Genomic DNA, 21938 nt, shown 5'->3' on the forward strand with positions numbered 1-21938 from the left:
AAAGGAAAACATTTGTGCAGCAATAGATAAGACAAAATCACCAAATTTAGCTGTAAAGCTGCGGTTTAAAATTTATTCAATAGTAATTGCTGGTGCTTTAATGGTTCGGTTTGACTATTGGTTATGTTATGGGGTTTATCATGGTTGCAGACATTCCATTGGCGTTGTGGTTTCAAGACGAGGTTACGTTTCTTCAGGCGTTTACGATTTTTGTAGTGGTTATGCTAGTGGGAGTAGGCTTTATACAGTTGTCAGGTGTTTTTAGGGAACTTAGCCGAAATTATGCTAAAAACGCTTAACAAATGTAGGCACCTGACACAAACTGCTACAGGCGTTAGGCAAATTAACCTCCCCCCTCATGCCAAGATTTATTGCACAGGGATTTAGAAGATGAATAACATACAAGAAGACCATCATTCACAAGAACCCGACAGCTTCGAAACTTGGATTAATGAGCGCCCTAAGTGGCTACAATCCGCAGCGCGATTACTTATTGACTCAAAAAGAATGCCTAATGACGCTGAAATAACGGAGCTTGCAAGACTATGCTTTAAAGAGGCGTCGGGGGCAAAGGAAGGTTACTCTAAAATTGTACCTGGTGCTTTAGCGCAGGCAGCCCAGCGCCCAGAACTACGTATCAATAAAATTTCTGGCGTCTCAGGTATTAACGCAATCAAAGCAGATGCAACTCTTGCATTTGGCAATACAAACCTTACAGTTATATATGGTGCAAATGGATCAGGGAAAACAAGCTTCTCTCGCATTCTAAAACAGGCATGTGGCTCAAGGGCTAAGGATGAAATGCTAGGCAACGTATTCTCTAATGAACCACCACCCGCTGCGGCCGATATAGAGTTATCAATAAGTGGAAAAGCACAGTTAGTTTCTTGGACCCTTAGTGGAGGGGTCTTAGCACATCTACGTCATGTTCATGTTTTCGATACAAAGGCTGCACAGATGTACATGGGGAAAAACGAAGCCACATACGAGCCAAGTCGTATGCGTTTCAATTCATCTCTAATTGTAATTTGTGATCGTGTGTCAACATTTCTGAAGCAAGAAAAAAAGACGCTCGCGTCGAAGCTCCCTAGTACCCCACCTATATTAATCTATGCTGCACCAATCCAATGGTTAAATACACTTAAGGCCACCACCAAGCTAGAAGTTATTGAGCAAAAATGTGAGTTCTCTAAAGAGCTTGACGATGAACGCGTTGCAACAGAAACAGCTTTGGCTCAAAAGGACGTGGAAGGCCGCCTTAAAGTTATTACGCAGGATAGACTTGTTTATAAAAGGATAAAAGATGGGATCGATAGCCTAAAATCCGCTTTGGTTGATGAAGCAATTCAAGCTGTAATTACTGCGAGATCCGATGCTAACAAGAAGCGAAATATTGCGAACGAAGAGGCTAAAAAGGTCTTTGCTAACGTTGCCCTTGATGGTGTAGGGCAAAGCACATGGATGTGCACTATGGAAGCATGCAAAAGAATTCTCTGAAAAGCACGCATATCCAAATGTCAATTTTCCATCTACTGGTGATGGATCTCGCTGTGTTCTATGTCAGCAAGAATTCACAATTGATGGAAAAGAGCGCATGGATCACTTTCAGGTATATGTTCAAGGGAGGCTTGAAGCAGATGCCAAAACAGCCGAGAACCTGAGAGATGAGCTAACGAAGAGAATGCTTAGCCTACCATTGGAGCATGATTGGTTGATACAAATGAATCAATTGAAAGTGCCAGAGGAAGTAGCAAAGCAATATATGACAGCGCTAACGCTACGGCGAAAGGCTGTTGATACTGCTGATAGTCTTGCGGCAGTCCCTATATTTGAGTGGAGCCCTCTCGATAAAGCATGTCAACATATATCAAATACTTTTGATGTAGAGGAAAAGACCCTAAAAGAATTACAACAGGATGGGCAACGGCTGAAGCTAGAAACACGACTTAAAGAGCTGCAATCCACTCAGTGGCTAAATCAAAATAAAGCCGCGATTCTAGAGGAGAGAAAAAGACTCAACTCTATTTCTACTTTCGATTCTGCAATTAGACTTACAAGCACTAATGCCCTGACAACAAAAAGCAATGAATTGGCAAAAGTTGAACTTGATGCGGGCTATCAAGAACGCTTTGCCAAAGAGCTAAGTGTGCTAGGGGGCATTAGACTCCCGGTTAAGCCAGAGAGTAAACAACAAGGAAAAGGGAGAATAACATTTGGGCTGACACTGCAAGGTAGCAAATCAGCTGTCCCAGCAGAGAAAATCTTGAGCGAAGGAGAAGTCAGAGTTGTAGCTCTAGCGGCTTTCCTAGCTGATATCACAGGATCTGGCCAAAAATCTCCATTCATATTTGATGATCCAATATCTTCTCTTGACCAAGACTTTGAAGAAAAAGTTGTAGCTCGACTTGTTGCTTTAGCGATGGATCGTCAGGTTATTATTTTTACACATAGGCTATCCCTTTTGTCTCAGGTTGAGTCAGTGACTAGGAAATTAAACGACCAAGCTCGTGAAAATGGACTTTCATCCCCGATTTCTGTAGCTGTGGAAACGTTACGAAAGCTCGGAAAACACTCGGGAATTACAGCTAAATTAAGCCTTCGTGATTCGAAACCAATAAAAGCTGTTGCGCGCATAAAAAACGAATTCCTTCCCCAGTTAAGAAAGCATGTTGATAATGGTGATGCAGATACTTTTGAGAGAGAGGCATGGCAAACCTGTAGCGAGTTTAGGATTTTGCTGGAGAAATGCGTCGAAAGCGTGCTATTGAATGAAGTTCTTGTCAGGTTTAGACGAGACGTTCAAACGAAGGGTCGGCTGTCAAAGTTAACTAAGATAGAGCAGAGCGATTGTGACCTTATTGATGATCTGATGACTCGATACTCAGTTTTTGCGCATTCTCAATCGGATGAATTACCTGCCCCATCCCCAGATCTTCAACAGATAGAACACGATGTTGATGCATTATCCTCTTGGATTAATACATTTTGACGAACTCATTAAGACTAGAAAATTTTAATTGCGCATCGTCTACAAGGCCTAACAGACGCAAGCACTCGGAATAATTTTCCGCTACGCAGCGAAGCTGCGCCGGTGTTTGAGGCGTTAACTTTCCCCCTGATATCAGTCTGCGTTATATTATGTTAAATGTGTGCAAACAAAGGAGCGAGATTCAATGAAGATAAGCCTGATCGATCAAACCAAATACCCTAAATTCACGCAGTATATAAGGTTTCAATTTCCAAAATTAATTAAAAATTCAGTTGTCGTTAAAAACGCAGCTAAATACGGCAATCTCAGCTTTGTGGAGTTCAAGAATACGATAACGTGGGGAACGTCACCTGAAATCGTGATAACTGATTTGCATTCAGGACAATGTGGCGTCCCGAAAGCCTATGGTTGTTTTAGGCATTCTAATCCAGGAAACATTGAAATCCATATCGGTGTTATAAAGGACTTCGAGAAAAACTCAGCTAACACTATCGATAAGAATAAAGCGGGTAATGCTGTGTATGTTGCTGGCGCAACCATTTTACACGAGCTTTGTCATTGGGGTAATCATAACAATATACCTCCTATTCCTGAGGTGATTGAAATGGGCGCCGAATTCGAAAAATCTACTTATGGGAAGGTGATATATTAAAATGAAATATTTCCCTAAAAAATACTATTTAGCCGTCATTGGATTATTTATAGCATTTAATGCTTTCGCCACTAAAATAGCACCTATATCTATTGAAGAACTACTGAGCGATTCATCAGTCGTAACAATTATTAACGTTAAACAAGCTAGCTTATCGGTTGATCAGTATGAAGTTATCTATTCAGGAGAAAAAAAGAATTACCTAAATCATGAGGCAACTATCGTTGACCCTATTAAAGCAGGCTATGCTGATAAAACTATAAAATTTTTGAGCCGTAAACCTTTACTTGTAAATCAAGAATATTTGGTATTCCTGAACTCTTCAGAATCTGGCGAACTATTTGTTGCTCAAGCAGGATTTGCAGCGTTCGAAAAAACATATATTTCCTTCGCGCAGGGCATTAAAGAAAGTATTCGAGTCCCTTCAAGCTATATTTCTCTTTCGAAAGATGTAGCGACAACTCCTGGGGTTACAAAGCTTAATGAGCAGTCTTCTTATGTCTGGGCCGAATGGTTGCCGTTTAAAAAGTGGATGATTAGCCATCTAGATTCTCTGCATTCTGTAAAATAACTAAAGTGCTACTACGTACAATGTCAGAAAATTCATGTTATTTAGTATGTTTGATCACCTGCAAAGTTAACAAGGCTATCAATATGACCGTTATGGTACCAAGCATGTCCACCTACCATTTTTTTTGTGCGATCAAACCTTGGCTCTCAAGAAGCTCTTTCAATATTGCCATATTCACTCCTTATGTCCTTGAGCTATACCAATAACTCTTACTTGATATCCCACAGGAAATCGCAAGATTTTGGGCGCACTTTGCGCCGGTGTTTTCAATAGTTCATACGCAACTCTGTTCGATTCCATGCGTCAAGGTCAATACACTTTTGAAGCGCTTTGGCGATACCAAAGTAATTGAGAGAACGTGCTGCTTGCTTTCGTACGGTGTCTTTGAATTTCGCCAGTGAGCCCTTCTGCCAAATTGTCGCCGTTCCGTGGAAGGGGAACCCCAAGTATTTATATTTTTCGCGCAGGGCCTCTTTTCTATTGCTCTAGTTCCTCTTTCGTTAAATCTCTATATCCCGCTTCATCTAGTTCACGCAACATAATATTGCCTACTCTAAAACGATGAAGGGTTAATACTTCACTTTGAAAGTGGCCGAACATTCTTTTTATTTGATGGTAACGGCCTTCAACGAGTTCGACGATGGCTGTGTGCGTATTGGTTGGGGTGAGTTTGGCGGGGCGGGTCGTGAGTTTTTCGTAGGCAAAGTAAATGCCTTGGGAAAAAGCCTTTACCATGCCGTCTGTAATCGGCTTGCTGAGCGTTACCTGATAGTGCTTGGTGATATGATTTTCTGGCGAAAACAAGGCACGCGACCAGGTGCCGTCGTTGGTGAGGAGTACGATTCCTGTTGAGTTAAAATCTAGTCGGCCTGCGATATGGAGTTCGTTTTTATTGGGGGTATTGAGTAGATCGATAACGGTTTTGTGTTGCTTGTCTGTGGTTGCACAAACCACCGCTTTCGGCTTGTTGAGCATAATATAGCGTGGCTTTTTGTCTTGCAGAACTTCGCCGCTAAGCGTTATGTGTGAAAACTGGTTCACGATCATTTTTCTATCGTGAGCGATACTTCCATCCACCGTGATCTGTTTTTTTGCCAGTAGCAGCCGCACGTCACCGAGGGGTGTTTGGGTGTGCTGACTAATCAGGCGGTCGAGCCGTGAGTGCGTGGATTTCATATTACCGCGTCGCGTTTGTGAGATTAAGATTTTAACAAATATTCGCGCCTTCGTTACTGTTACCGGCGTTTGGGGCCAAGCGATAAATTTGAATTCCACTAGCCGCTTGTTGCAAAACGTAAGCGCGGCGTCAGCCCTTTTTTAAGGTTGCGCTGGCAGCGACCAACGATTAACACTCTCGCCTTTCATAATCGTACCGTTGCACTCAGCCTAGCCGGGCGACGGTTCTGTAAACCACGTCTCGAGCAACGCCTCTAGTTGCTCATTTTCAAACGGTTTCTGCAGTACTGCATCGGCCCCCATCGACAGGGTTTTTGACAGGGCTTGTTTATCTAACCCCGATATAACAACGATTTTTCCGCACTTTTCGGCGGCGACTTTTTCCAACACCTGAAAGCCGTCCATCGTTGGCATCTGTAAATCCAGCGTCATTAGTGCGGGCTTCTGGCTCGCATAAAACAGACCCGCGCTAAAGCCATCGTTGGCGACCGAAACCTCAAAGCCCTTGCCGCGTAAAATACGCTTTATGGCATTGGCCATCGGTATTTCATCGTCTACCACAAGCGCTGAGCGTAGCGTCGGCTGAAAGATGTCCGGCAGGGGCATTTTGTGTGCGTTCATAAAGGCAATAAGGTCACCCCGCATAATGCGGTTGTCCCCTCGCGCGCCGGGCAGCTGGTGTGCCTCGAGCCAGCCTTTAGCAATCCAATTCAGCACGGTACGCAGCGATACGCCACACAGGCGGGCAACCTCGCCAGAGCTGTACATCTCTTTATTAGAACCGGTCATTTAGCCACCTACTTTTTATAACCAAGGTGAAATTTTAGCCAATCACCCATAACAAACGAATCTTTCTGAGGTTCATGATATTCATGTTATAAATGATATTACACTTACAGTGCTTATTATTTAACCAGAAATACGCCAACATAAACGACAACTGAGGAAACCGTGATGCAAATCACTCATTTGCCGCCCTGTATTCTGTTTGTAGATGACGAAATTCCGATTTTGAGAGCCATGAAGCGCCTCGCCCGCGACGAACAGTGGCAGGTTCATTGCGCCAGCTCGGCCGAGCAGGGGCTCGAGATCATTAAGAGACATGCTGTAGATGTGGTTGTCTCCGATATGCGTATGCCGGGTATGGATGGTGCGGAATTTCTCTCGCAAGTGCGGCGCGAACGGCCCAACACGGAACGGATATTGATTACCGGGTACTCGGATATCCATGCCCTGGAAAAGGTCGTCAACGAAGCGAAGATTTTTAATTACATCTCAAAGCCGTGGGATGATCAGGTGCTCACTAGCGTTATCCAGAGCGCTATTGAATTCCAAGCCTCGCAGAAAGAGCGTCGCCGCCTGGAAAAACTTACCAGCACACAGAATCGCAAGCTTGGACGCTTGGCGCTCAGCCTAGACTGCCGGGTGAAGGAAAAGGATATAGAAGTACAGCAGGCGCTATCGCTCCTGCAAACGGAGCACGAACGCGCGCAATCACGAGCTCGCCAGCTATTACACGCCGTGTCGAACCTGGTTGAACTCAGCGGCAAGGGTGATGGCAATGCGCAATTTATTACGGATAGCGCCGCCAAGGTTGCGAGCCAGCTAACACTACCGGAAAGGGATCTCGACAATTTACTGCTGGCTAGCCAGCTCCATAATATAGGTAGCCTGGCCACCGCAGATTATTGGTCTTACCGTGTTATTTCAGATATGGATGACAACGAACTGAAACGTTACCAAGCCCAGATCAAACTTAGTGAAGCGGTGCTCAGCGGTTTAAATTCCCTGGCTGGGGTGGCGGAGATTATCGGTAAGCATAAAGAACATCTGGATGGTAGCGGCTACCCTCGCGGCTTAAGCGCCGAAGCGATACCGCTGGGCGCCAGAATTATGTGTGTGGTAACAGAATACGTGCTGCTTTGCGAAGGCCGACGCACGAAAGGCGTTGCCGGACACAAAGCTGCCCGACGCTATATCGAAAACTTAGTCGGCACCAACTTCGACAAAGGTGTCGTCGGGGCTTTCTTCTTTATCGTCGATGAAAACACCTTACGCCGGGACTCAACTATACTCACCAAAGACCAGCAACAGCTGATACCCGGGATGGTCTTGGCGGCGAACATTTATACCCCCAACGATGTGCTACTTCTTAAGTCGGGAACCACGCTAAGCTCAGCCCATATCGATAAACTTTGGGTTTACGAAAACAGTACTGGTGATCATTTGGATATTCACGTCTGTAGACCGTTTAGCTAGGAGCTTATATGAAAGGCGCTGTATTTATCGCCCTCAACGATATGATTGAAACCGAGTATGGAATTAATGCATGGGAGAGCATACTCGACAAAGTAAAACCCGAATCAGAGGGCATTTACGCATCCGCATCCAGTTACAGAGATGAAGAAGTTGTCGATTTGGTGGTGGCCATTGCGGAATATCTGGGTGCCGACCCCCACTTGGTTACGCGAAAATTTGGCCACTACCTGTTTAGCCAGCTCAACTCAAAATTCCCCATATTCACCAGCCTGCACACGCAATATTTCAATTTTCTCTCCAGTATTGAAGGCGTGATTCACAAAGAAGTGAGAAAGCTTTATCAGGATGCGGCACTGCCCAGTATTCGCTGTGATCAACTCAACGATAGCCATATACAAATGCACTACTCTTCACCGAGAAAACTCTGCTTTCTGGCGGAAGGTCTGGTGAGTGGAGCTGCGGAACATTACGGCGTCAATGTCGATATTAATCAACAGCAATGCGTCCATAAGGGCGCTAACACCTGTATTATTGATATTAAACTGGTATGACAAATATCGATTACAAGGCTGCGTACCAACGCCAAAAAAAAGCGCGTGAATTGGCAGACAAACTGCTAGAGGATAAATCCCGCGAGCTTTACGAAGCCAACTCGACACTTACCTCCGCTTACAATCGGTTGAAACATCAGAAAGCCCAGTTGCTGCACCAGGAAAAGCTCGCTTCTATTGGCCAGCTTTCGGCCGGCGTTGCCCACGAAATCAATAATCCCTCGGCCTATGTTAAAAGTAATCTCTCCGCTTTAAAAAAATACCGGGAATCTCTTACCGGCTTTATCGCCGATATCGAACACCTTTGTGCTAACCAGCATTCAGAAAAGCAATTCGCACAGTCAAAATCGCAATACGATATCGATTTTTTAATGGATGATTTCGATGATATTCTTATTGACTCCATTTCCGGCATGGAAAAAATCGCGGGCATTGTGCGCAGCCTTAAGGATTTTTCTCGCCCGGATCAAGACGAAAAACAATTTTTCTCCGTCAATGAATGTATAAGAAATACACTGAAGCTGGTATTAAATGAAATAAAATACAAAGCGGAAATTGTAGAACACTATGGCGACACCCCAGACGTTCTAGGTTATTCCGGTGGGTTTTCCCAGGTGGTGCTAAACCTTCTGGTAAATGCAACCCACGCTATTGAAGAAAAAGGCACGATCACCATCACCACAGGCCAGTCGGACGAAGGTATTCGAATCGATATTGCCGATACCGGCAAGGGCATTGCCCCCGCAGACCTGCTGCGTATTTTCGACCCGTTTTTTTCCACCAAACCCGCCGGCCAGGGCACCGGGCTTGGCTTGTCGATATCCCATGGCATTATCGAAAAATTGGGAGGAAGGCTCAGAGCCAGCAGCGTGCTACAGCAGGGCTCGACGTTTACCATTCTGTTACCCCACACCCCGAACGATGCCGAAGCACCCTAACTTACCTTACGCAGCTTTAATTCGTTTATAGCCTCCGAAACAGTCATCGCCGCCGTTTCCATTGCGCTATACCAGGCCTTTGGCAGCAAGGTAAGAAACGAACAGCCCAGGGTTACCAGCGTGCGAGCCGGTTCAAATTTAACGATGCGCCAATTTGATAGCAATGCCGAAAAACTCAGGCTCAAGGCTTTAATGCTGTTGCGCGACTGAATGGCCCGTCGTGCTAAATATCGCTTTTGGTAGGCCTCGGCAAGGCTATACCACTGTTTGAAAAATGCCGGGTTTAGATGCTGATTTTTAAGCACGGATTTATTCCAGGCTTCAAACTGCTTATCGAGATTCGCAGATAGGCCACCAGAGTTAACGCGGTAAAGTGTCAGCGCCTCGCCAATGCCGCCAAACTGCCAAGCGGTTTTTAGGGCGGTACGCAGCCAGAATTCAACATCTTCCGACTGCCGAAAGGCCTCATCAAAATAGACTGTCCTATAGTGTCCATCATGCTCGCGTATTTCAGAAATTTGAGTTAATACACTATGGCGGATAACGGCGGCAGAACCGTTACCAATGGGGTTGCGGCAAAAAATATCTGCTGCGGAAATGTCCTTCAGTTTGGGATACTGCCCTATGCCCATATCGTTACCCTCTTCATCAATAAAACGAGAGGCACTGTAACTAATACCCAAGCGCGGGTTATCACGAAAGTGGCGAAGGTGGCGATGCAATTTATTGGGCGCCCAGGCATCGTCTGAATCCAATAGGGCGATGTAGACACCACCAGCGTGATTAATACCGGTGTTTCGAGCTGCGGCAAGCCCCATATTCTGCTGGTGAACAACTTTAATACGCGTATCCTGGTAGCTATTGACAATATCCAGGGTGCTATCGGTGCAACCATCGTCCACGCACAAAAGTTCGAACTGTGTATAGGTTTGAGACAGCACTGAATCAATCGCTGTTGCAACATATTTTTCAACATTATAGAGCGGCATAACTACCGAAAAAATGGGTTTGCAATCGTTACTCATGAGAACACCTTTTGATTAATCATTTTATTGCTGTGGAATATTTTTAGCTGTAGCAGTAGTGGCAATAGGCAACTAAAACTTGCCAGCAGCGTCACCCAGGCAAGCGCCAAAGACGTGGAGGGCTGAACCAGGATAATCGCCAGTGCTGCAGACACCACGGTAAACGCGATAAGGAACACTTCGCGTAACGTTTCCCTGCGCGCGCGCAGAAAAACCGAGAAGGTATCGGTAAATATGGCTGACACGCCGGTGATACACAGAATCGAAACCAAAGCCGCAGAAGACTCCCACTTCTGCGGGAATAGCAGTGCGATATACACCGGGGCAAGCAGCGATTGAGCCACAAAAACGAGTGATATCGCTGCGGCAAAGGTCAGCGATTTACGCAACACCTGCGGCCCCATTCCTCGTCGCAACTGCTCACAGACGTAGGGGTACAGCCCCGAGATATAGGCCGTAATTATCGACTGGCTTAAACCGACCCCGGCATTTTTTGCAAAGCTGTAATAGCCGAAGGCTAAAGGGTCCAATAGCCGCGCGGCAATAAGTACATCCAGTTGCGCGCGCAAAACACGCAAGCCCTCTGCGGCAAATATATGGCTGGAGGTTTTCGCCAAGGGGAAAAACAACGAAGCTTTAAATGCGGGGGCATAGGTTTTAACCGAGGCCACGCCAAAGATAACAACCCAGCACACAGCGGTAATAATTTTTGCATAGGCAACGGAAAACACACCCTGATCAAGTAAAAGAAATACGGCAATGCTCAGGTTATCAACGCTTACGGTTACGGCATTCGCTAACGAAAAATAACGGAAGCGATTTTCACGCTGCAGCATAAATACTTTCACAGCAACAATGGGGTAACACAGGTAGGTGATCGCCATAATTTGCAACAGCGGCTTTAATTCCTGCTGCTGGTAGAAATCGGCAATACTTTCGGCGGCCAAAAACTGTAACAACGTTAGCGCAACGCACACGCACCACTGCAATAGCGAGGCATTGCCAGCGGTTTCACTAAGCTCTGCGTGACCACATTGAATCACTACTGCCCCCGCACCCGCGCGGCTGAAAATTCTAATCAATTCGTGGCAGGCAAGTGCCAGGCAGGCAATACCAAATATTTCCGGGCTTAGGCAGGCCGCCATGGCGATAACCGTGATCAAGCGACTCACTTTTGCCACCGCCTCGGTAATAAGCATCCAGCTGGTATTACGGAAAAGTTTATCGGCAATAAGATGTTGCAGGGCTGGAGGCATTGTGGATCTCGGTTGATGTATTTTCATCTACACAGAGCAAACACCCTGCCAGCTACAAAAATTCTTTACGAATCAGAGCATTAGATAACAACAGAGAAACCGCCACGAAAATTTCGGCTACGTTATTTAGCAAGCTGCGAATAGTTTCGCATTTTAGGAAGCACAACTGCGCAGTAAAACGCTGTGTCTGGGTATGGCGACCGGGCGGGTTTAGCCCGCCTGCGTCTCCCAATTCTGGATTTTCCGGTAGAGCGTAGAAGGGCTTACCTGCAACGCACTGGCCGCGCGCACGACGTTGCCCTGGCAGTGGGTAATCGCATATTCAATGTAGTCCCGCTCCACGTCTGCCAACGAACGAAGATCACCACCGCCCGATACCGGTTCGGCACCGCCACTGGAGACTAGAGCTACCGGCGCGATGGAGGAGGGAACTGCGGCAACGGGTTTAATTAAGTTTTCGCGCTCGCCTTCCGGCAACTGTAGTGCTGACGCGAGATCTTCACTGGTGATCATGGGGCCGGGGCTCATGACTACGGCGGAGTGCACGCAGTTCTCCAGCTGACGCACATTGCCCGGCCATTGATACTGGTTGATTAAGAGCGCAGCATCGCGGCTGAAATCGGCCAGCTCTTTATGTTCCTGCTCGGCAAACTTCGCCAGAAAATGCCGCGCCAATAATAGCGGATCACTTTCGCGTTTAGCCAAGGGCGGCATGGCAATTGAGACCACGTTCAGGCGATAGTACAAATCCTCGCGTAGCAACCCTTCAGCAATGGCCTCTTGAGGCAAACGATTTGTCGCGCACACAAAACGAATATCAACGACTTCCGGGCGCGAGCCACCGACTTTTTGAAAACTGCCTGTTTGTATAAAGCGCAGTAACTTCGCCTGCAAGGAAATGTCCATTTCTCCCAGCTCATCCAAAAAAAGCGTGCCGCCATTTGCCTGGGTGGCTGCACCATCGCGATTGGATATCGCGCCCGAAAAGGCTCCTTTTACATGCCCAAAAATTTCCGACTCCATTAATTCACCGGGAATCGCAGCGCAGTTGAGCGCAATAAAAGGCCCGTTACCACGAGGGCTAAGCTGATGTAGCGCCTGGGCAGCCAGTTCTTTACCGGTACCGCTGGGGCCGGTGACAAAAACCGAGGCGTTGCTGGGCGCCGCGCGCTCTATTTGGTTGTATACCGTTTGCATGGCCGTTGAGCTGCCAATGAACTGACAAAAGCCAGCCTGGTGCTCGCGCGTAAAGCGCGCCACGGTGTGCCTGAGCAGCGCACGCTCGACCATAATTTGCTGGGCGGCAATGGCCTGCTGCAGGGTCACCAGCAGATGGGTGTCTTCCCATGGTTTATGGATATAACCCCAGATTCGGCCCTCGTTGATGGCGGCCATGATCAGCGCATCGTCAGAATAACCGGAAAGCACCAGGCGCATGGTTTCGGGATAAAGCTCTGCAACCTTGGCCAGCAGTGTTGCGCCATCCATATTCGGCATACGCATATCGGAAACAATCACGTCGAACGGCGTTTCCTCCAGCAACTCAAGCGCTTTACTGCCAGCGTCTACAAATACACACTCCGTATTTAGCGGACGAGTGGTGCGGCTAAGACTTTTTAAAATCGCTGGCTCATCGTCTACAAACAAGATTCTCGCCGGTACAGATGAACGATCAAACATTTAAATTGAGCTCCCGAATCACATTGGCACCAAAGCTGCTGGCTGTTTTCTTACTTCAATTTATATAACGCTGAATGAGCGAAAGGAAAATTCGTATGGCTAAAGTACTGATTTTTACACTCGCCGCCCGAGGTTATCACTGGCAGTACCGGCGTATTATCGAGTCCCAGCGCGCTTATGCCGAAAAGCACTGTTATTCCTACAGTGTAGTAGACCGACCGCGACTCACCACCGTCGGGCTGGATATTGCCTGGCTTAAAATTTACCTGCTGCAAAAAGCCCTCGCAGGAAATTACGACTGGGTGATGTTTGTCGATGCCGACGCGGAAATAAAGGACGTATGCCCAGCGATAGAATCGCTAGCGCAGGAAAACAAAAGTATCTATGTCGCCAAAGGACACAGTGGTCGGATCAATTCTGGCGTGCTTATTTTTCAAAATACGCGTGCCAGCAGAGACTTTATCGACACCGTTATCAACAACTGTCGCAGCGCTCTGCCGCCCGAGGACGATGTCGGCTGGGGAGAAAATGGCACCATTATTCATTATGCCAAAAACAATCCATCAGTCGCTATTCTCGACCAGCGCTGGAATAACAACAGCGATCCACGCCTTACGGACTATATACGGCATTACAGTGCCGGGCCAATGAGACAGCTTTATAAGCCCCGCAGAGTAGATTACCTAAAATTTCGCGGCCTGCATTATTGCCTGGCTTTGGCTAAGCGCGTTCAACACATTCTCGGAGGCGCACGCCACGCTTCCATCTCAATAAAAAGCCTCTCCGTTCAGTTGCAGCGCGAGTTCCCGTTATTTAAATAGGCGAATTCACTTTTTCGTTTTCATAAAATGGAAATTCCTCTTTTGCAAAATGCATCGCCGTTTAAAAAACCTGGTAACGGATCCTCTATTTCTACTGGAAAATCAATAACTTAAAAATCAATCCAAACTGGCACAGCGGCTGCAATACCTCATTTATAGATAAACGAAAATTGAGGTAGTTGCTATGAATGTTTTTGCCAAACAACGAAAGACTAAGCCCCTTACGTCTGCGGACGTTTTAGATATTTTTACTGCGTTAGTAACACTTTTTATTCTCACCCCCATATTTTTTGTCAACGCCTCAATTGCACTGCTAAAAAACAAAGCCATAGCGAAAGAAACGGTTATTCAGGATGCCGTTGGTCGCCCCCTGTATTTTTACCAATGGTCTTTTGGCGGATTCAAAAATAGCTTAATGCTGTTAAATATTCTCTCGGGAGACCTGGCGCTTTGCGGCGTTAGTATCCGAAGGGTATGCCTGAATGATTCCATTGCTACGCTAACGCAGCTAAAGCCAGGACTATTCAGCGTTTACGAGGTTCACCAAACCATTGGCTATATTGAAATGAACCATGGTGAATCTATTCGTCACCATGAAAAAAACAACACCGCTGGATTTAACCTTTCTCTCATGGCCAAAGCTTTGTTATGCCGCCTTATTTACGGAAACAAAAACGGCAAGAACTTAAAATGTTTCAATCTATTTGGAATAAGAATTGACAACGTCACATTAAACGATGTGGTCAAGCAGATATTCCATCGAACACAACATTCTTGTCAGTCCATTTTTTTTGTTAACGTAAACTCTGTGAATATTGGTTTTACGCATAAGCGTTTTCGCGAAACACTTAACCAGGCAGACTTGGTGTTGGCCGATGGTTCAGGCGTGCGTCTCGGCGCAAAGCGCATGGGTTTTCAATTACAGGAAAACATTAACGGCACCGATCTTTTACCTCATATTTGTGAAAACGCTCAACACACCGGGCAATCCTTGTTTTTACTGGGATCAAAACCCGGTGTTGCCGAGGAAGCCTCACGAAAATTACAGCAGCAATACCCGCGGCTCGTTATTGCAGGAACTCACCACGGTTATTTCGATACTAGCGCGTCGGATGACATTATTGAAAAGATTAACCACTCAAAGGCCGATATCTGCCTGGTAGCCATGGGCTCGCCGGTTCAGGAACAGTGGGTGGAAAACAATAAACAGCGGCTGCAGACGCATACGGCACTAGCGGTAGGAGGCCTATTTGATTTTTACTCCGGTAATATTCGTCGCGCTCCGCGCTGGATGCGCGAAATAGGCATGGAGTGGCTGTATCGTTTAGCCATGGAACCAAAAGCGAAATTCAGGCGCTATGTACTTGGCAACCCACTCTATATTTTCCGACTTTTAGCTCATTAATAAATAGTTATTCCCCAACAGCACCTGTTTACAGGTGTTTTTTTTATTTTGAAAAAAACGTTTTTGCAATTTCATAAAACACTTGAAAAATGCGCTTAAAAACTCTCGTTTTCCCGCATAAAACACCAATATTTTTTGGCATTCTAGTTGCAACTCCTCCTGTCTATACCATCGACCAAGCGTTATTCGGAGTTCATATTATGTATCAAATACACTACAGCCCAGCGTCCAGAATTTATTCTCTTCTCTCGTCCTTACCGTTTCTGCATCATTCACAATCCACTCCCGGTTTGGCTCCCTTGTTACAGAGGCTAACTGCCATGGCTGCCTTGCTGGCAATCTCGCCACTACTGTTGCTCACCTACGCCATAATCAAACTGGAAAGCCGTGGCCCTGCCGTTTTTTTTCAAACACGCGTGGGAGAGAACGGCATGCCTTTTACACTTTATAAATTTCGCTCCATGTATTTGCAGGACGATCCAAAGTATGTGGATCTTAGTAATGTGAAAAGTGACCGCGATGGCGTGTGTAAAAAGTTTTTTTCCGACCCGCGCATCACGCGCTTTGGGCGGATTATGCGTAAGCTTTCTATCGATGAATTACCGCAACTGTGGAATATTGTAAAAGGGGATATGTTATTGGTAGGCCCCAGACCTGCGTTGCCATCTGAAGTATCCAGCTACGACTACCGGGCAAAGCAACGCCTCTGCGTTAAGCCTGGCTTAACGGGTTTATGGCAGGTTTCCGGCCGTGCAGATACCACATTTGAACAACAAATCAGCCTGGACCTTCGCTATATTCGAGAAAAAAGTGCATTTATGGATTTACGAATCATTTTCCTCACCGTACCTGCCGTAATTACTGGTAAAGGCGCCTACTAGAAATGGTGCCAAATGTTGTTTTGGCGGAGCCGCCGCCGCTACCGGCTTCGTTAAAACAATAGATCAGACAGATGCTGATCCGAAAAAATATCGATACCCAACAGGGATTTTAATAAGTACAACACCAAGAACAACAACGGTATTGCCGCCGCAATAAACGTATACACAAAGGCAAACGCACCGAGTCCTTTCATGTACCGCAAGCGCAGGCGCTCGCGTTCGCGAGTTGCAGAGCGCCGATCCTTCCCCATTAAAAATACAAAATAGTATGTTAAAAAATACAGGGGCAGCGTGCCTCGTATATCCACCGGGTGTTTGCGAAATGGCGCATTGGCACAAATCGCTGCCCGTATCCCCTGCAGTTGTACAAGGTTGAGCGTTTTAAACACCTCGGGGTCTATTGCGCCCATAACATGCTGCGTATAGGCATCGGTTTCTGTGCTCGAAGCTTTAGTCACCATCGTAAAACATTGCCTCACTTATAAGTGCATTCTCTTCGTAAGCCTAGCTCATCCCCTCGGGTTATAAGAACGGTGTGACATCGCTATTCAGATTCTTACCATCTTTTGCATTTGGAGAAATTCTCCCTTTGAAAATATTCCCATTTTAAAAAAAACGACTTGCTATATGGCTGGAAGATATATTTTTCCCTTACCTTTCAACAAGTTAAAAACTGGCACAGCTACTGCAAACACTTTGCTGTTCTCGATAAATAGGCACCACCATGAATAACTTTCGCCCCTGTAGAATTCTTATGATTCTAACCGCCAGCCTGCTGGCGAGCGCCTGCACCCAGCATCATGCGATGCAATCGCCAACCGACCCGGAGCAGGGCTTTTATGGTCAAACAGGTGCCAAGGGCCATCATGTCAGCCATGCGAACCCAGATAAATTTGTGTTTGCCTCAAAGCTTAATTGCGAGAAAGTGGAAAGCCTGAACCAGACCGTACACTACCGCGCAGATCACGCGCTTATTCCCAGTAACAACGAACACAACGGCACACCACCCACCAGCATATTCAATCGCGACCTGCCACTGAGCCCCGGTGATATGCTCAACCTGCAAATCGAAAACGGTGAGGGCTTCAGCGGCGAGTACGTACTCAACCCTGATGGCTCGCTACAACTGCCACTGCTCAGCCCCATAAATGGCGCGGGCTTAACGGTTGAACAGCTCAGCTTAAAAATCGAAATGGCGCTGGTTAGGGCTGAAATATTTCGCCCCTCTGCAGCCCGCGCCAGTGTGCGTGTAAAACAATGGGCACCGGTAAACGTAACGGTAAGCGGTGCGGTGTTTCAGCCCGGCCGCGTCACTATTAACGAGAACCGACAGGAAAGTGTGATAGCCGAACGCCTAGCGGCTGTTGGTGATTACGCAACCAAGCGTTCGATTATTGAAGCCTTGCGCAACGCCTCCGGGGTTCGTCCCGACGCAAAACTGGATCAGGTCATTCTGATACGCCAGGGCTGGCAGATAGAGCTTGATCTATCTGGCGTTGTAAAAGGCCTGCCGGTGCAGGATGTATCGCTGGTGGACGGTGATCAGGTCATCGTTCCCACAACCGGTTGTTTCCAGTCGGCACTGGTGCGCCCCTCACAGGTAACACCTCGCGGCTTCCGCGTGTTTATGTCCAACCTCACCTTGCCAGCGCTCGATAACGCGGGCTCTGCCGCAGGCCGTTACAGCAGCAACCTGCCTTACGGCTCTACCTTGCTGCAGGCCGCCGTTTCCAGTAACTGCGTTGGTGGAACACAGCTAACCAATGCGCCACGCAAAGTCGTGCTGGCGAGTAAAAATCCGGTTACCAAAGAATTCCAGATTATCGAACGTTCCATTGAAGAGCTTATGCGATCCCCCCATCGCGAGGATATAAATCCTTACCTAATGCCCAACGACGCACTGGCCTGCTACGACTCCGATATCAGCAACCTGCGCGATTTCGCCCGCAGTCTTGGCGATATCATCGGCCCAATGAAACTCTTCTTCTAAACGGATAGAACAGGCTTACCGTTATGAATACGCTCCCCGTCCCCGTTACCTCCCGCGACCAGTTTCGCCGCGCGGTTTGGCGTATGCGCAGCTTCCGCTACGTTTGGGTTACGCTGCTGGCTATGGTTGCCATCGCCGGCATGGTGGTGCTTTATCTATCGCGGCCACCGGTATTCGCCAGTGCGCTCAGCGTGGTATTGCCGGGATCCGGTAGCTCCAGCAGCTTTAATATCGAAAACGTGGGTACCGCCAGCCAGTCTACTCGCACCCCCTTTTCCAGCATGGCGTTTAACCCTCTGGTGAATTACAAAGAGATCTTTAAAAGCCGCGAAGTACTCAACAGCGCAGCAGATCGCTTAGGCACAAGCTACGAAGCCCTCAACTCACCGAGAGTAGAGCTGCGTGAGCGCACCTCCATTATTTACCTGCACGTGGATGGCGGTTCGCCGGAGCGCGCTCAGGAATACGGATGGGCGCTATACGATGCTTTTCAGGAGGCGCTGGACAAGCTGCGTGAAGATGAAATGTTTCGCCGCGATAACAGTATTCGCTCTGCTCTCGATCAGTACCGCAACCGTCTAAACCAAACCCGCAACGCTATCGTGGAGTTTCAACAGCGCTCCCTGCTCGTGTCTCAGCAACAGGTCGCCCAGTTGATGAACACCATTACGCTTGTGAACGAAAAGAAAATGACCGCACAATCCAGCGCCCGCAATACCGAAGACTTTGTTCGGCAATTGGGCCTGGATCTAGGTATTTCACCCGCATTGGCCGGGCAGGCTTTCCGTCTGCAGAGTGACCCGGAGTTTCGCGGCTATTTGAAGGCGCTGGATGCCAGCGCCATGAAAGTTGCGGAATACTCTTCCCTGTGGGGCGGCAACCACCCGAAAGTGGTTAGCCAGAATCTGCGTTATGAAGGCGCAAAACAATCGCTTAAATTGCGTAGTGCCAAACTGGTGGGCTCCCAGGCCGCCGATATTCTGCATTCAATGGATCTGCAAGCCAGCATCCATCGGGCAGAACTGTTTGCCTCGCTTATGGACAATTACGCCAGACTCCAGGGCGTAGAGGCCGAAATTAATGAAATGGACATTATCGAAGCCAAACTAAAAGACCAGCTAAAAGTGTTTACCCGCGAATCGGCGGAGCTTGAGCGACTTGAGCGTGAACACCAACTGGCAGAAGCGGTATTTACCTCCGCAGCGGCAAAACTGGAGGCCGGTAAATCCGATATTTTTGCCTCTTACCCAGCCGTGCAATTGCTCTCGGTTCCCTCTAAACCCGCTTCACCCAAAAGCCCCAATACCGCCATTGCTGTCGCCGTAGGTGTCATGGCAATGATATTCGTTATCTTTGGATTATTTACCGCATGGCACAGACAATATTTAATCGGCTTACTGCTGAAGAACAGTTAGTGTTCTACGGCTTGGCAATGAGCTACCCGGTCTATCTGCTGGGCGGACTCTACGTACTTGGCTCGGTAATAGGCTGGGCGATTCTCGCGGTGTTTGCGCTCAAGGTTTATCTATTGGGTCGGCAAAAATTCCCCATCAACCCTCTGCTATTGGTGTCTCCTGTGGTTTGGCTTTGGATACTGGCCATGCTGGTGATGCTGGTGGCTTTAATCAGCGCGCATATCGACCGCCAACTGGGCACCGGATCGACGATTAAATCGTCCATTGGTTGGGCCAAGGGCTGGGCTCTGCTGGCACTGTTCCCGCTGCTGGGCAGTATGATCTCTATTCGTCCGCAGGTGCTGGTAAGAGGCGTTTGCATCGCTGCCGCCAGCGCCATCCCCTTCGGCCTGTTAGGCGTACTGGCCTACATCGGCGGGCTGCACGGAGACCTGTTTGTCTCGCCACTTAAAGCCATTGGAGGGCCAGAAGAGGTGTTTATCATCCGTCTGTTTGGTATGAACCCCGAAACCGGTATGGCGCGCTGGCAGTTTATCGGGCCATGGGCTCCAGCCGCCGGCCTGCTCAGCTGTATCTACCTGGTGCTGTGCTTACAGGAAACCGACTCCCGCTGGCGCGCCCTGGGAGTGACGGGTGCACTAACGATGTGTCTGCTGAGTCAGTCCCGTGCCGGCTGGGCCATTTTTATGGCGATCGTTCCCATCATGATCGCCCTCGGCTCACTCAGGCACCCACTCGCCTGGATCGGCCTGGGGATTACCTTACCGGCGCTGATACTGCTTGGTGAGCCGGTGTACCAATGGGTAATGGAATCCTACACCCAGGTAAAGGAAAGCCGACCCGGCTCCACGCGCGTGCGCGGGACACTGGCTCGTCTGGCTCTGCAGCGCTGGGAGAATGAAGCGCCTATCTGGGGCCATGGTGTGGTCGAGCGCGGCCCTAAAATTGTTGAACACATGCCCATAGGCACACACCACTCTTGGTACGGCCTGCTGTTTGTAAAGGGGATTGTCGGCATGTTCGCACTCGCACTGCCGCTTGCATTCACCACCCTACACCTGCTTTTTGCCGCGCAAAAATCCAAGACTGCGCTCACCGCACTTGGTATCTGCGTGATTATGATCAGCTATAGCTTCTTCGAAAACCTGGAAATACTGGCCTACGTTTACTGGCCTGCCCTGCTCTGGATTGGTATTAGTTTGAAACCTGCCACACCGGAAAAAACAACATTACGAGGTAACTTATGACTCAGCGCGCGTTTCTATGTGGCTACTACGGCATGAAAAATTCCGGCGACGATGCACTGCTGCTGGCAACGGCCTGGGGTGCAAAAAAATTTCTGGGGAATTCACGTTTCGCTATCAACTCGCCCGTTGATTTAAGCATTCCAGGCCTCGGTGAATTTCCCCCCAGCCTTAAACCTGAGCAAAGCTTTCGCGGCGAAAACCGTCTGCGACAATACAGGGCTTCGCTCGCATCTAACCGGGTTATTTTTGGCGGCGGTTCGGTACTGCATAACGCTCACGATATTGGAATTAAACGGCATATGATCAAACTGAGCGGCCGCAAGAAAGCACTCGCACTCGGCATTGGCATTGGCCCTTTTCGCAACAAAGAAGCAGAAAATGCCTGCGCAAAACTTCTAGACGAATGTGCCTTCGTCGGTGTCCGCGACCGGGAAAGTCTGGATATCGCAAACAGCATTGCCCCCGCTGCCAACGTAGAGCTGACTTTCGATCTGGCGCCGCTGTTGCTGGCACACAATTTTTATCCGCTGCCCGCCTCACAGAGAGAAGGTATTGCCGTATGCCTGTGCCCAAATGAGCGTTTTAGTGGAAACCTGATGGCCGAACAAAACCGGCTAAAAGCACTGGCAGCTTCACTGCTGAAAATTCATCGACAAACCGGCAAGCGTATTACCCTGCTCGACTTTAACGGCCACCCAACATTGGGGGATACACAAGTCCACCAGGAACTCCTGCAACAATTACCGTCGGGGGTTGTGGCAGAGCATATTCACTACAACCCCAATCCATTAACCGTCGTGCACACACTATCGCGCTTCGAACTGGTTATTGGTATGCGCCTGCACGCCGCTATTTTGGCTTTTATTGTCGATACACCGGTAATCTCGCTCAACTATCACAGCAAGTGCTACGGCTGGTGTAAACAAATCGGTATGGCAGAGAATTTGCAATTTAATTCTTCACATATCGATCCCGAACGTTTAACCGCTTCTGTCATACAGGGGCTCGACAAAGGCTTTCCCAAGCCAGTATTAAATCGCAAAGACGCCTTCGATCTGGCGCTAAATAACTGGAGATGTTGA

Annotated in this window: 20 protein-coding genes; 14 read left to right on the top strand and 6 right to left on the bottom strand. The window is 48.0% G+C overall.

Features of this window, described 5'->3' with window-relative positions; translation table 11 throughout:
• Positions 1 to 390 precede the first annotated feature (390 nt).
• From H5715_RS13355 to H5715_RS13370, 4 genes are all read left to right on the top strand, one after another.
• The gene (locus H5715_RS13355) at positions 391 to 1497 is read left to right on the top strand and encodes an AAA family ATPase (protein ID WP_083608183.1); all 1107 of its coding nucleotides are present in this window, start codon (positions 391 to 393) and stop codon (positions 1495 to 1497) included.
• A 97-nt stretch (positions 1498 to 1594) separates the two neighbouring features.
• Positions 1595 to 2989 (top strand): AAA family ATPase, encoded by a 1395-nt coding sequence (locus H5715_RS13360; protein ID WP_083608182.1) that lies wholly within the window; start codon positions 1595 to 1597, stop codon positions 2987 to 2989.
• A gap of 184 nt (positions 2990 to 3173) precedes the next feature.
• Positions 3174 to 3641, top strand: coding sequence for a hypothetical protein (locus H5715_RS13365; protein WP_075187228.1), 468 nt, complete (start codon positions 3174 to 3176; stop codon positions 3639 to 3641).
• 1 nt (position 3642) lies between these two features.
• Positions 3643 to 4212 (top strand): hypothetical protein, encoded by a 570-nt coding sequence (locus tag H5715_RS13370; protein ID WP_075187227.1) that lies wholly within the window; start codon positions 3643 to 3645, stop codon positions 4210 to 4212.
• A 477-nt stretch (positions 4213 to 4689) separates the two neighbouring features.
• Here H5715_RS13370 and H5715_RS13375 read toward each other — a convergent pair whose 3' ends face one another.
• The gene (locus H5715_RS13375) at positions 4690 to 5388 is read right to left on the bottom strand and encodes a pseudouridine synthase (protein WP_075187296.1); all 699 of its coding nucleotides are present in this window, start codon (positions 5386 to 5388) and stop codon (positions 4690 to 4692) included.
• 210 nt (positions 5389 to 5598) lie between these two features.
• Positions 5599 to 6177, bottom strand: coding sequence for a response regulator (locus H5715_RS13380; RefSeq protein ID WP_083608181.1), 579 nt, complete (start codon positions 6175 to 6177; stop codon positions 5599 to 5601).
• Between the two features lie 165 nt (positions 6178 to 6342).
• On the opposite strand from H5715_RS13380, the gene nosR reads away from it, so the two are divergent.
• The 3 genes from nosR to H5715_RS13395 are packed head-to-tail and all read left to right on the top strand — an operon-like array spanning position 6343 to position 9136.
• Positions 6343 to 7647 carry a response regulator c-di-GMP phosphodiesterase, NosR family gene (gene nosR / locus H5715_RS13385; RefSeq protein WP_075187226.1) on the top strand — a complete coding sequence of 435 codons (1305 nt, stop codon included), beginning with the start codon at positions 6343 to 6345 and terminating at the stop codon, positions 7645 to 7647.
• 8 nt (positions 7648 to 7655) lie between these two features.
• Positions 7656 to 8198 carry a heme NO-binding domain-containing protein gene (locus H5715_RS13390; RefSeq protein ID WP_075187225.1) on the top strand — a complete coding sequence of 181 codons (543 nt, stop codon included), beginning with the start codon at positions 7656 to 7658 and terminating at the stop codon, positions 8196 to 8198.
• Positions 8195 to 9136 carry a sensor histidine kinase gene (locus tag H5715_RS13395; RefSeq protein WP_075187224.1) on the top strand — a complete coding sequence of 314 codons (942 nt, stop codon included), beginning with the start codon at positions 8195 to 8197 and terminating at the stop codon, positions 9134 to 9136. Before H5715_RS13390 ends, H5715_RS13395 begins: the two co-directional genes overlap by 4 nt.
• Here H5715_RS13395 and H5715_RS13400 read toward each other — a convergent pair.
• From H5715_RS13400 to H5715_RS13410, 3 genes are all read right to left on the bottom strand, one after another.
• A complete protein-coding gene (locus tag H5715_RS13400; protein ID WP_075187223.1) occupies positions 9133 to 10161 on the bottom strand; it encodes a glycosyltransferase family 2 protein in 1029 nt (342 codons plus the stop codon). The genes H5715_RS13395 and H5715_RS13400 overlap by 4 nt on opposite strands.
• The gene (locus H5715_RS13405) at positions 10158 to 11417 is read right to left on the bottom strand and encodes an oligosaccharide flippase family protein (protein ID WP_075187222.1); all 1260 of its coding nucleotides are present in this window, start codon (positions 11415 to 11417) and stop codon (positions 10158 to 10160) included. The genes H5715_RS13400 and H5715_RS13405 overlap by 4 nt, the downstream gene beginning before the upstream one ends.
• A 210-nt stretch (positions 11418 to 11627) precedes the next feature.
• Positions 11628 to 13097, bottom strand: a complete 1470-nt coding sequence (locus H5715_RS13410) for a sigma-54-dependent transcriptional regulator (RefSeq protein ID WP_075187220.1) — start codon at positions 13095 to 13097, stop codon at positions 11628 to 11630.
• 95 nt (positions 13098 to 13192) lie between these two features.
• Between H5715_RS13410 and H5715_RS13415 the strand changes: the two genes are divergently transcribed.
• The 3 genes from H5715_RS13415 to H5715_RS13425 all read left to right on the top strand — a co-directional run bounded on the left by H5715_RS13415 (position 13193) and on the right by H5715_RS13425 (position 16204).
• A complete protein-coding gene (locus H5715_RS13415; RefSeq protein WP_075187219.1) occupies positions 13193 to 13918 on the top strand; it encodes a glycosyltransferase family protein in 726 nt (241 codons plus the stop codon).
• Positions 13919 to 14102: 184 nt separating this feature from the next.
• The gene (locus tag H5715_RS13420) at positions 14103 to 15323 is read left to right on the top strand and encodes a WecB/TagA/CpsF family glycosyltransferase (protein ID WP_075187218.1); all 1221 of its coding nucleotides are present in this window, start codon (positions 14103 to 14105) and stop codon (positions 15321 to 15323) included.
• A gap of 200 nt (positions 15324 to 15523) precedes the next feature.
• Positions 15524 to 16204, top strand: coding sequence for a sugar transferase (locus H5715_RS13425; protein ID WP_075187217.1), 681 nt, complete (start codon positions 15524 to 15526; stop codon positions 16202 to 16204).
• 50 nt (positions 16205 to 16254) lie between these two features.
• Here H5715_RS13425 and H5715_RS13430 read toward each other — a convergent pair whose 3' ends face one another.
• Positions 16255 to 16665, bottom strand: coding sequence for a hypothetical protein (locus H5715_RS13430; protein WP_075187216.1), 411 nt, complete (start codon positions 16663 to 16665; stop codon positions 16255 to 16257).
• A gap of 263 nt (positions 16666 to 16928) precedes the next feature.
• On the opposite strand from H5715_RS13430, the gene H5715_RS13435 reads away from it, so the two are divergent.
• The 4 genes from H5715_RS13435 to H5715_RS13450 are packed head-to-tail and all read left to right on the top strand — an operon-like array spanning position 16929 to position 21938.
• The gene (locus tag H5715_RS13435) at positions 16929 to 18194 is read left to right on the top strand and encodes a polysaccharide biosynthesis/export family protein (protein ID WP_139309878.1); all 1266 of its coding nucleotides are present in this window, start codon (positions 16929 to 16931) and stop codon (positions 18192 to 18194) included.
• A 23-nt stretch (positions 18195 to 18217) separates the two neighbouring features.
• Positions 18218 to 19609 (top strand): GumC family protein, encoded by a 1392-nt coding sequence (locus H5715_RS13440; RefSeq protein WP_075187214.1) that lies wholly within the window; start codon positions 18218 to 18220, stop codon positions 19607 to 19609.
• A complete protein-coding gene (locus tag H5715_RS13445) occupies positions 19564 to 20856 on the top strand; it encodes an O-antigen ligase family protein (RefSeq protein WP_075187213.1) in 1293 nt (430 codons plus the stop codon). The genes H5715_RS13440 and H5715_RS13445 overlap by 46 nt, the downstream gene beginning before the upstream one ends.
• The gene (locus H5715_RS13450; protein WP_075187212.1) at positions 20853 to 21938 is read left to right on the top strand and encodes a polysaccharide pyruvyl transferase family protein; all 1086 of its coding nucleotides are present in this window, start codon (positions 20853 to 20855) and stop codon (positions 21936 to 21938) included. Before H5715_RS13445 ends, H5715_RS13450 begins: the two co-directional genes overlap by 4 nt.

Origin of the sequence: Teredinibacter haidensis (assembly GCF_014211975.1) — a bacterium.
Classification (GTDB): domain Bacteria; phylum Pseudomonadota; class Gammaproteobacteria; order Pseudomonadales; family Cellvibrionaceae; genus Teredinibacter; species Teredinibacter haidensis.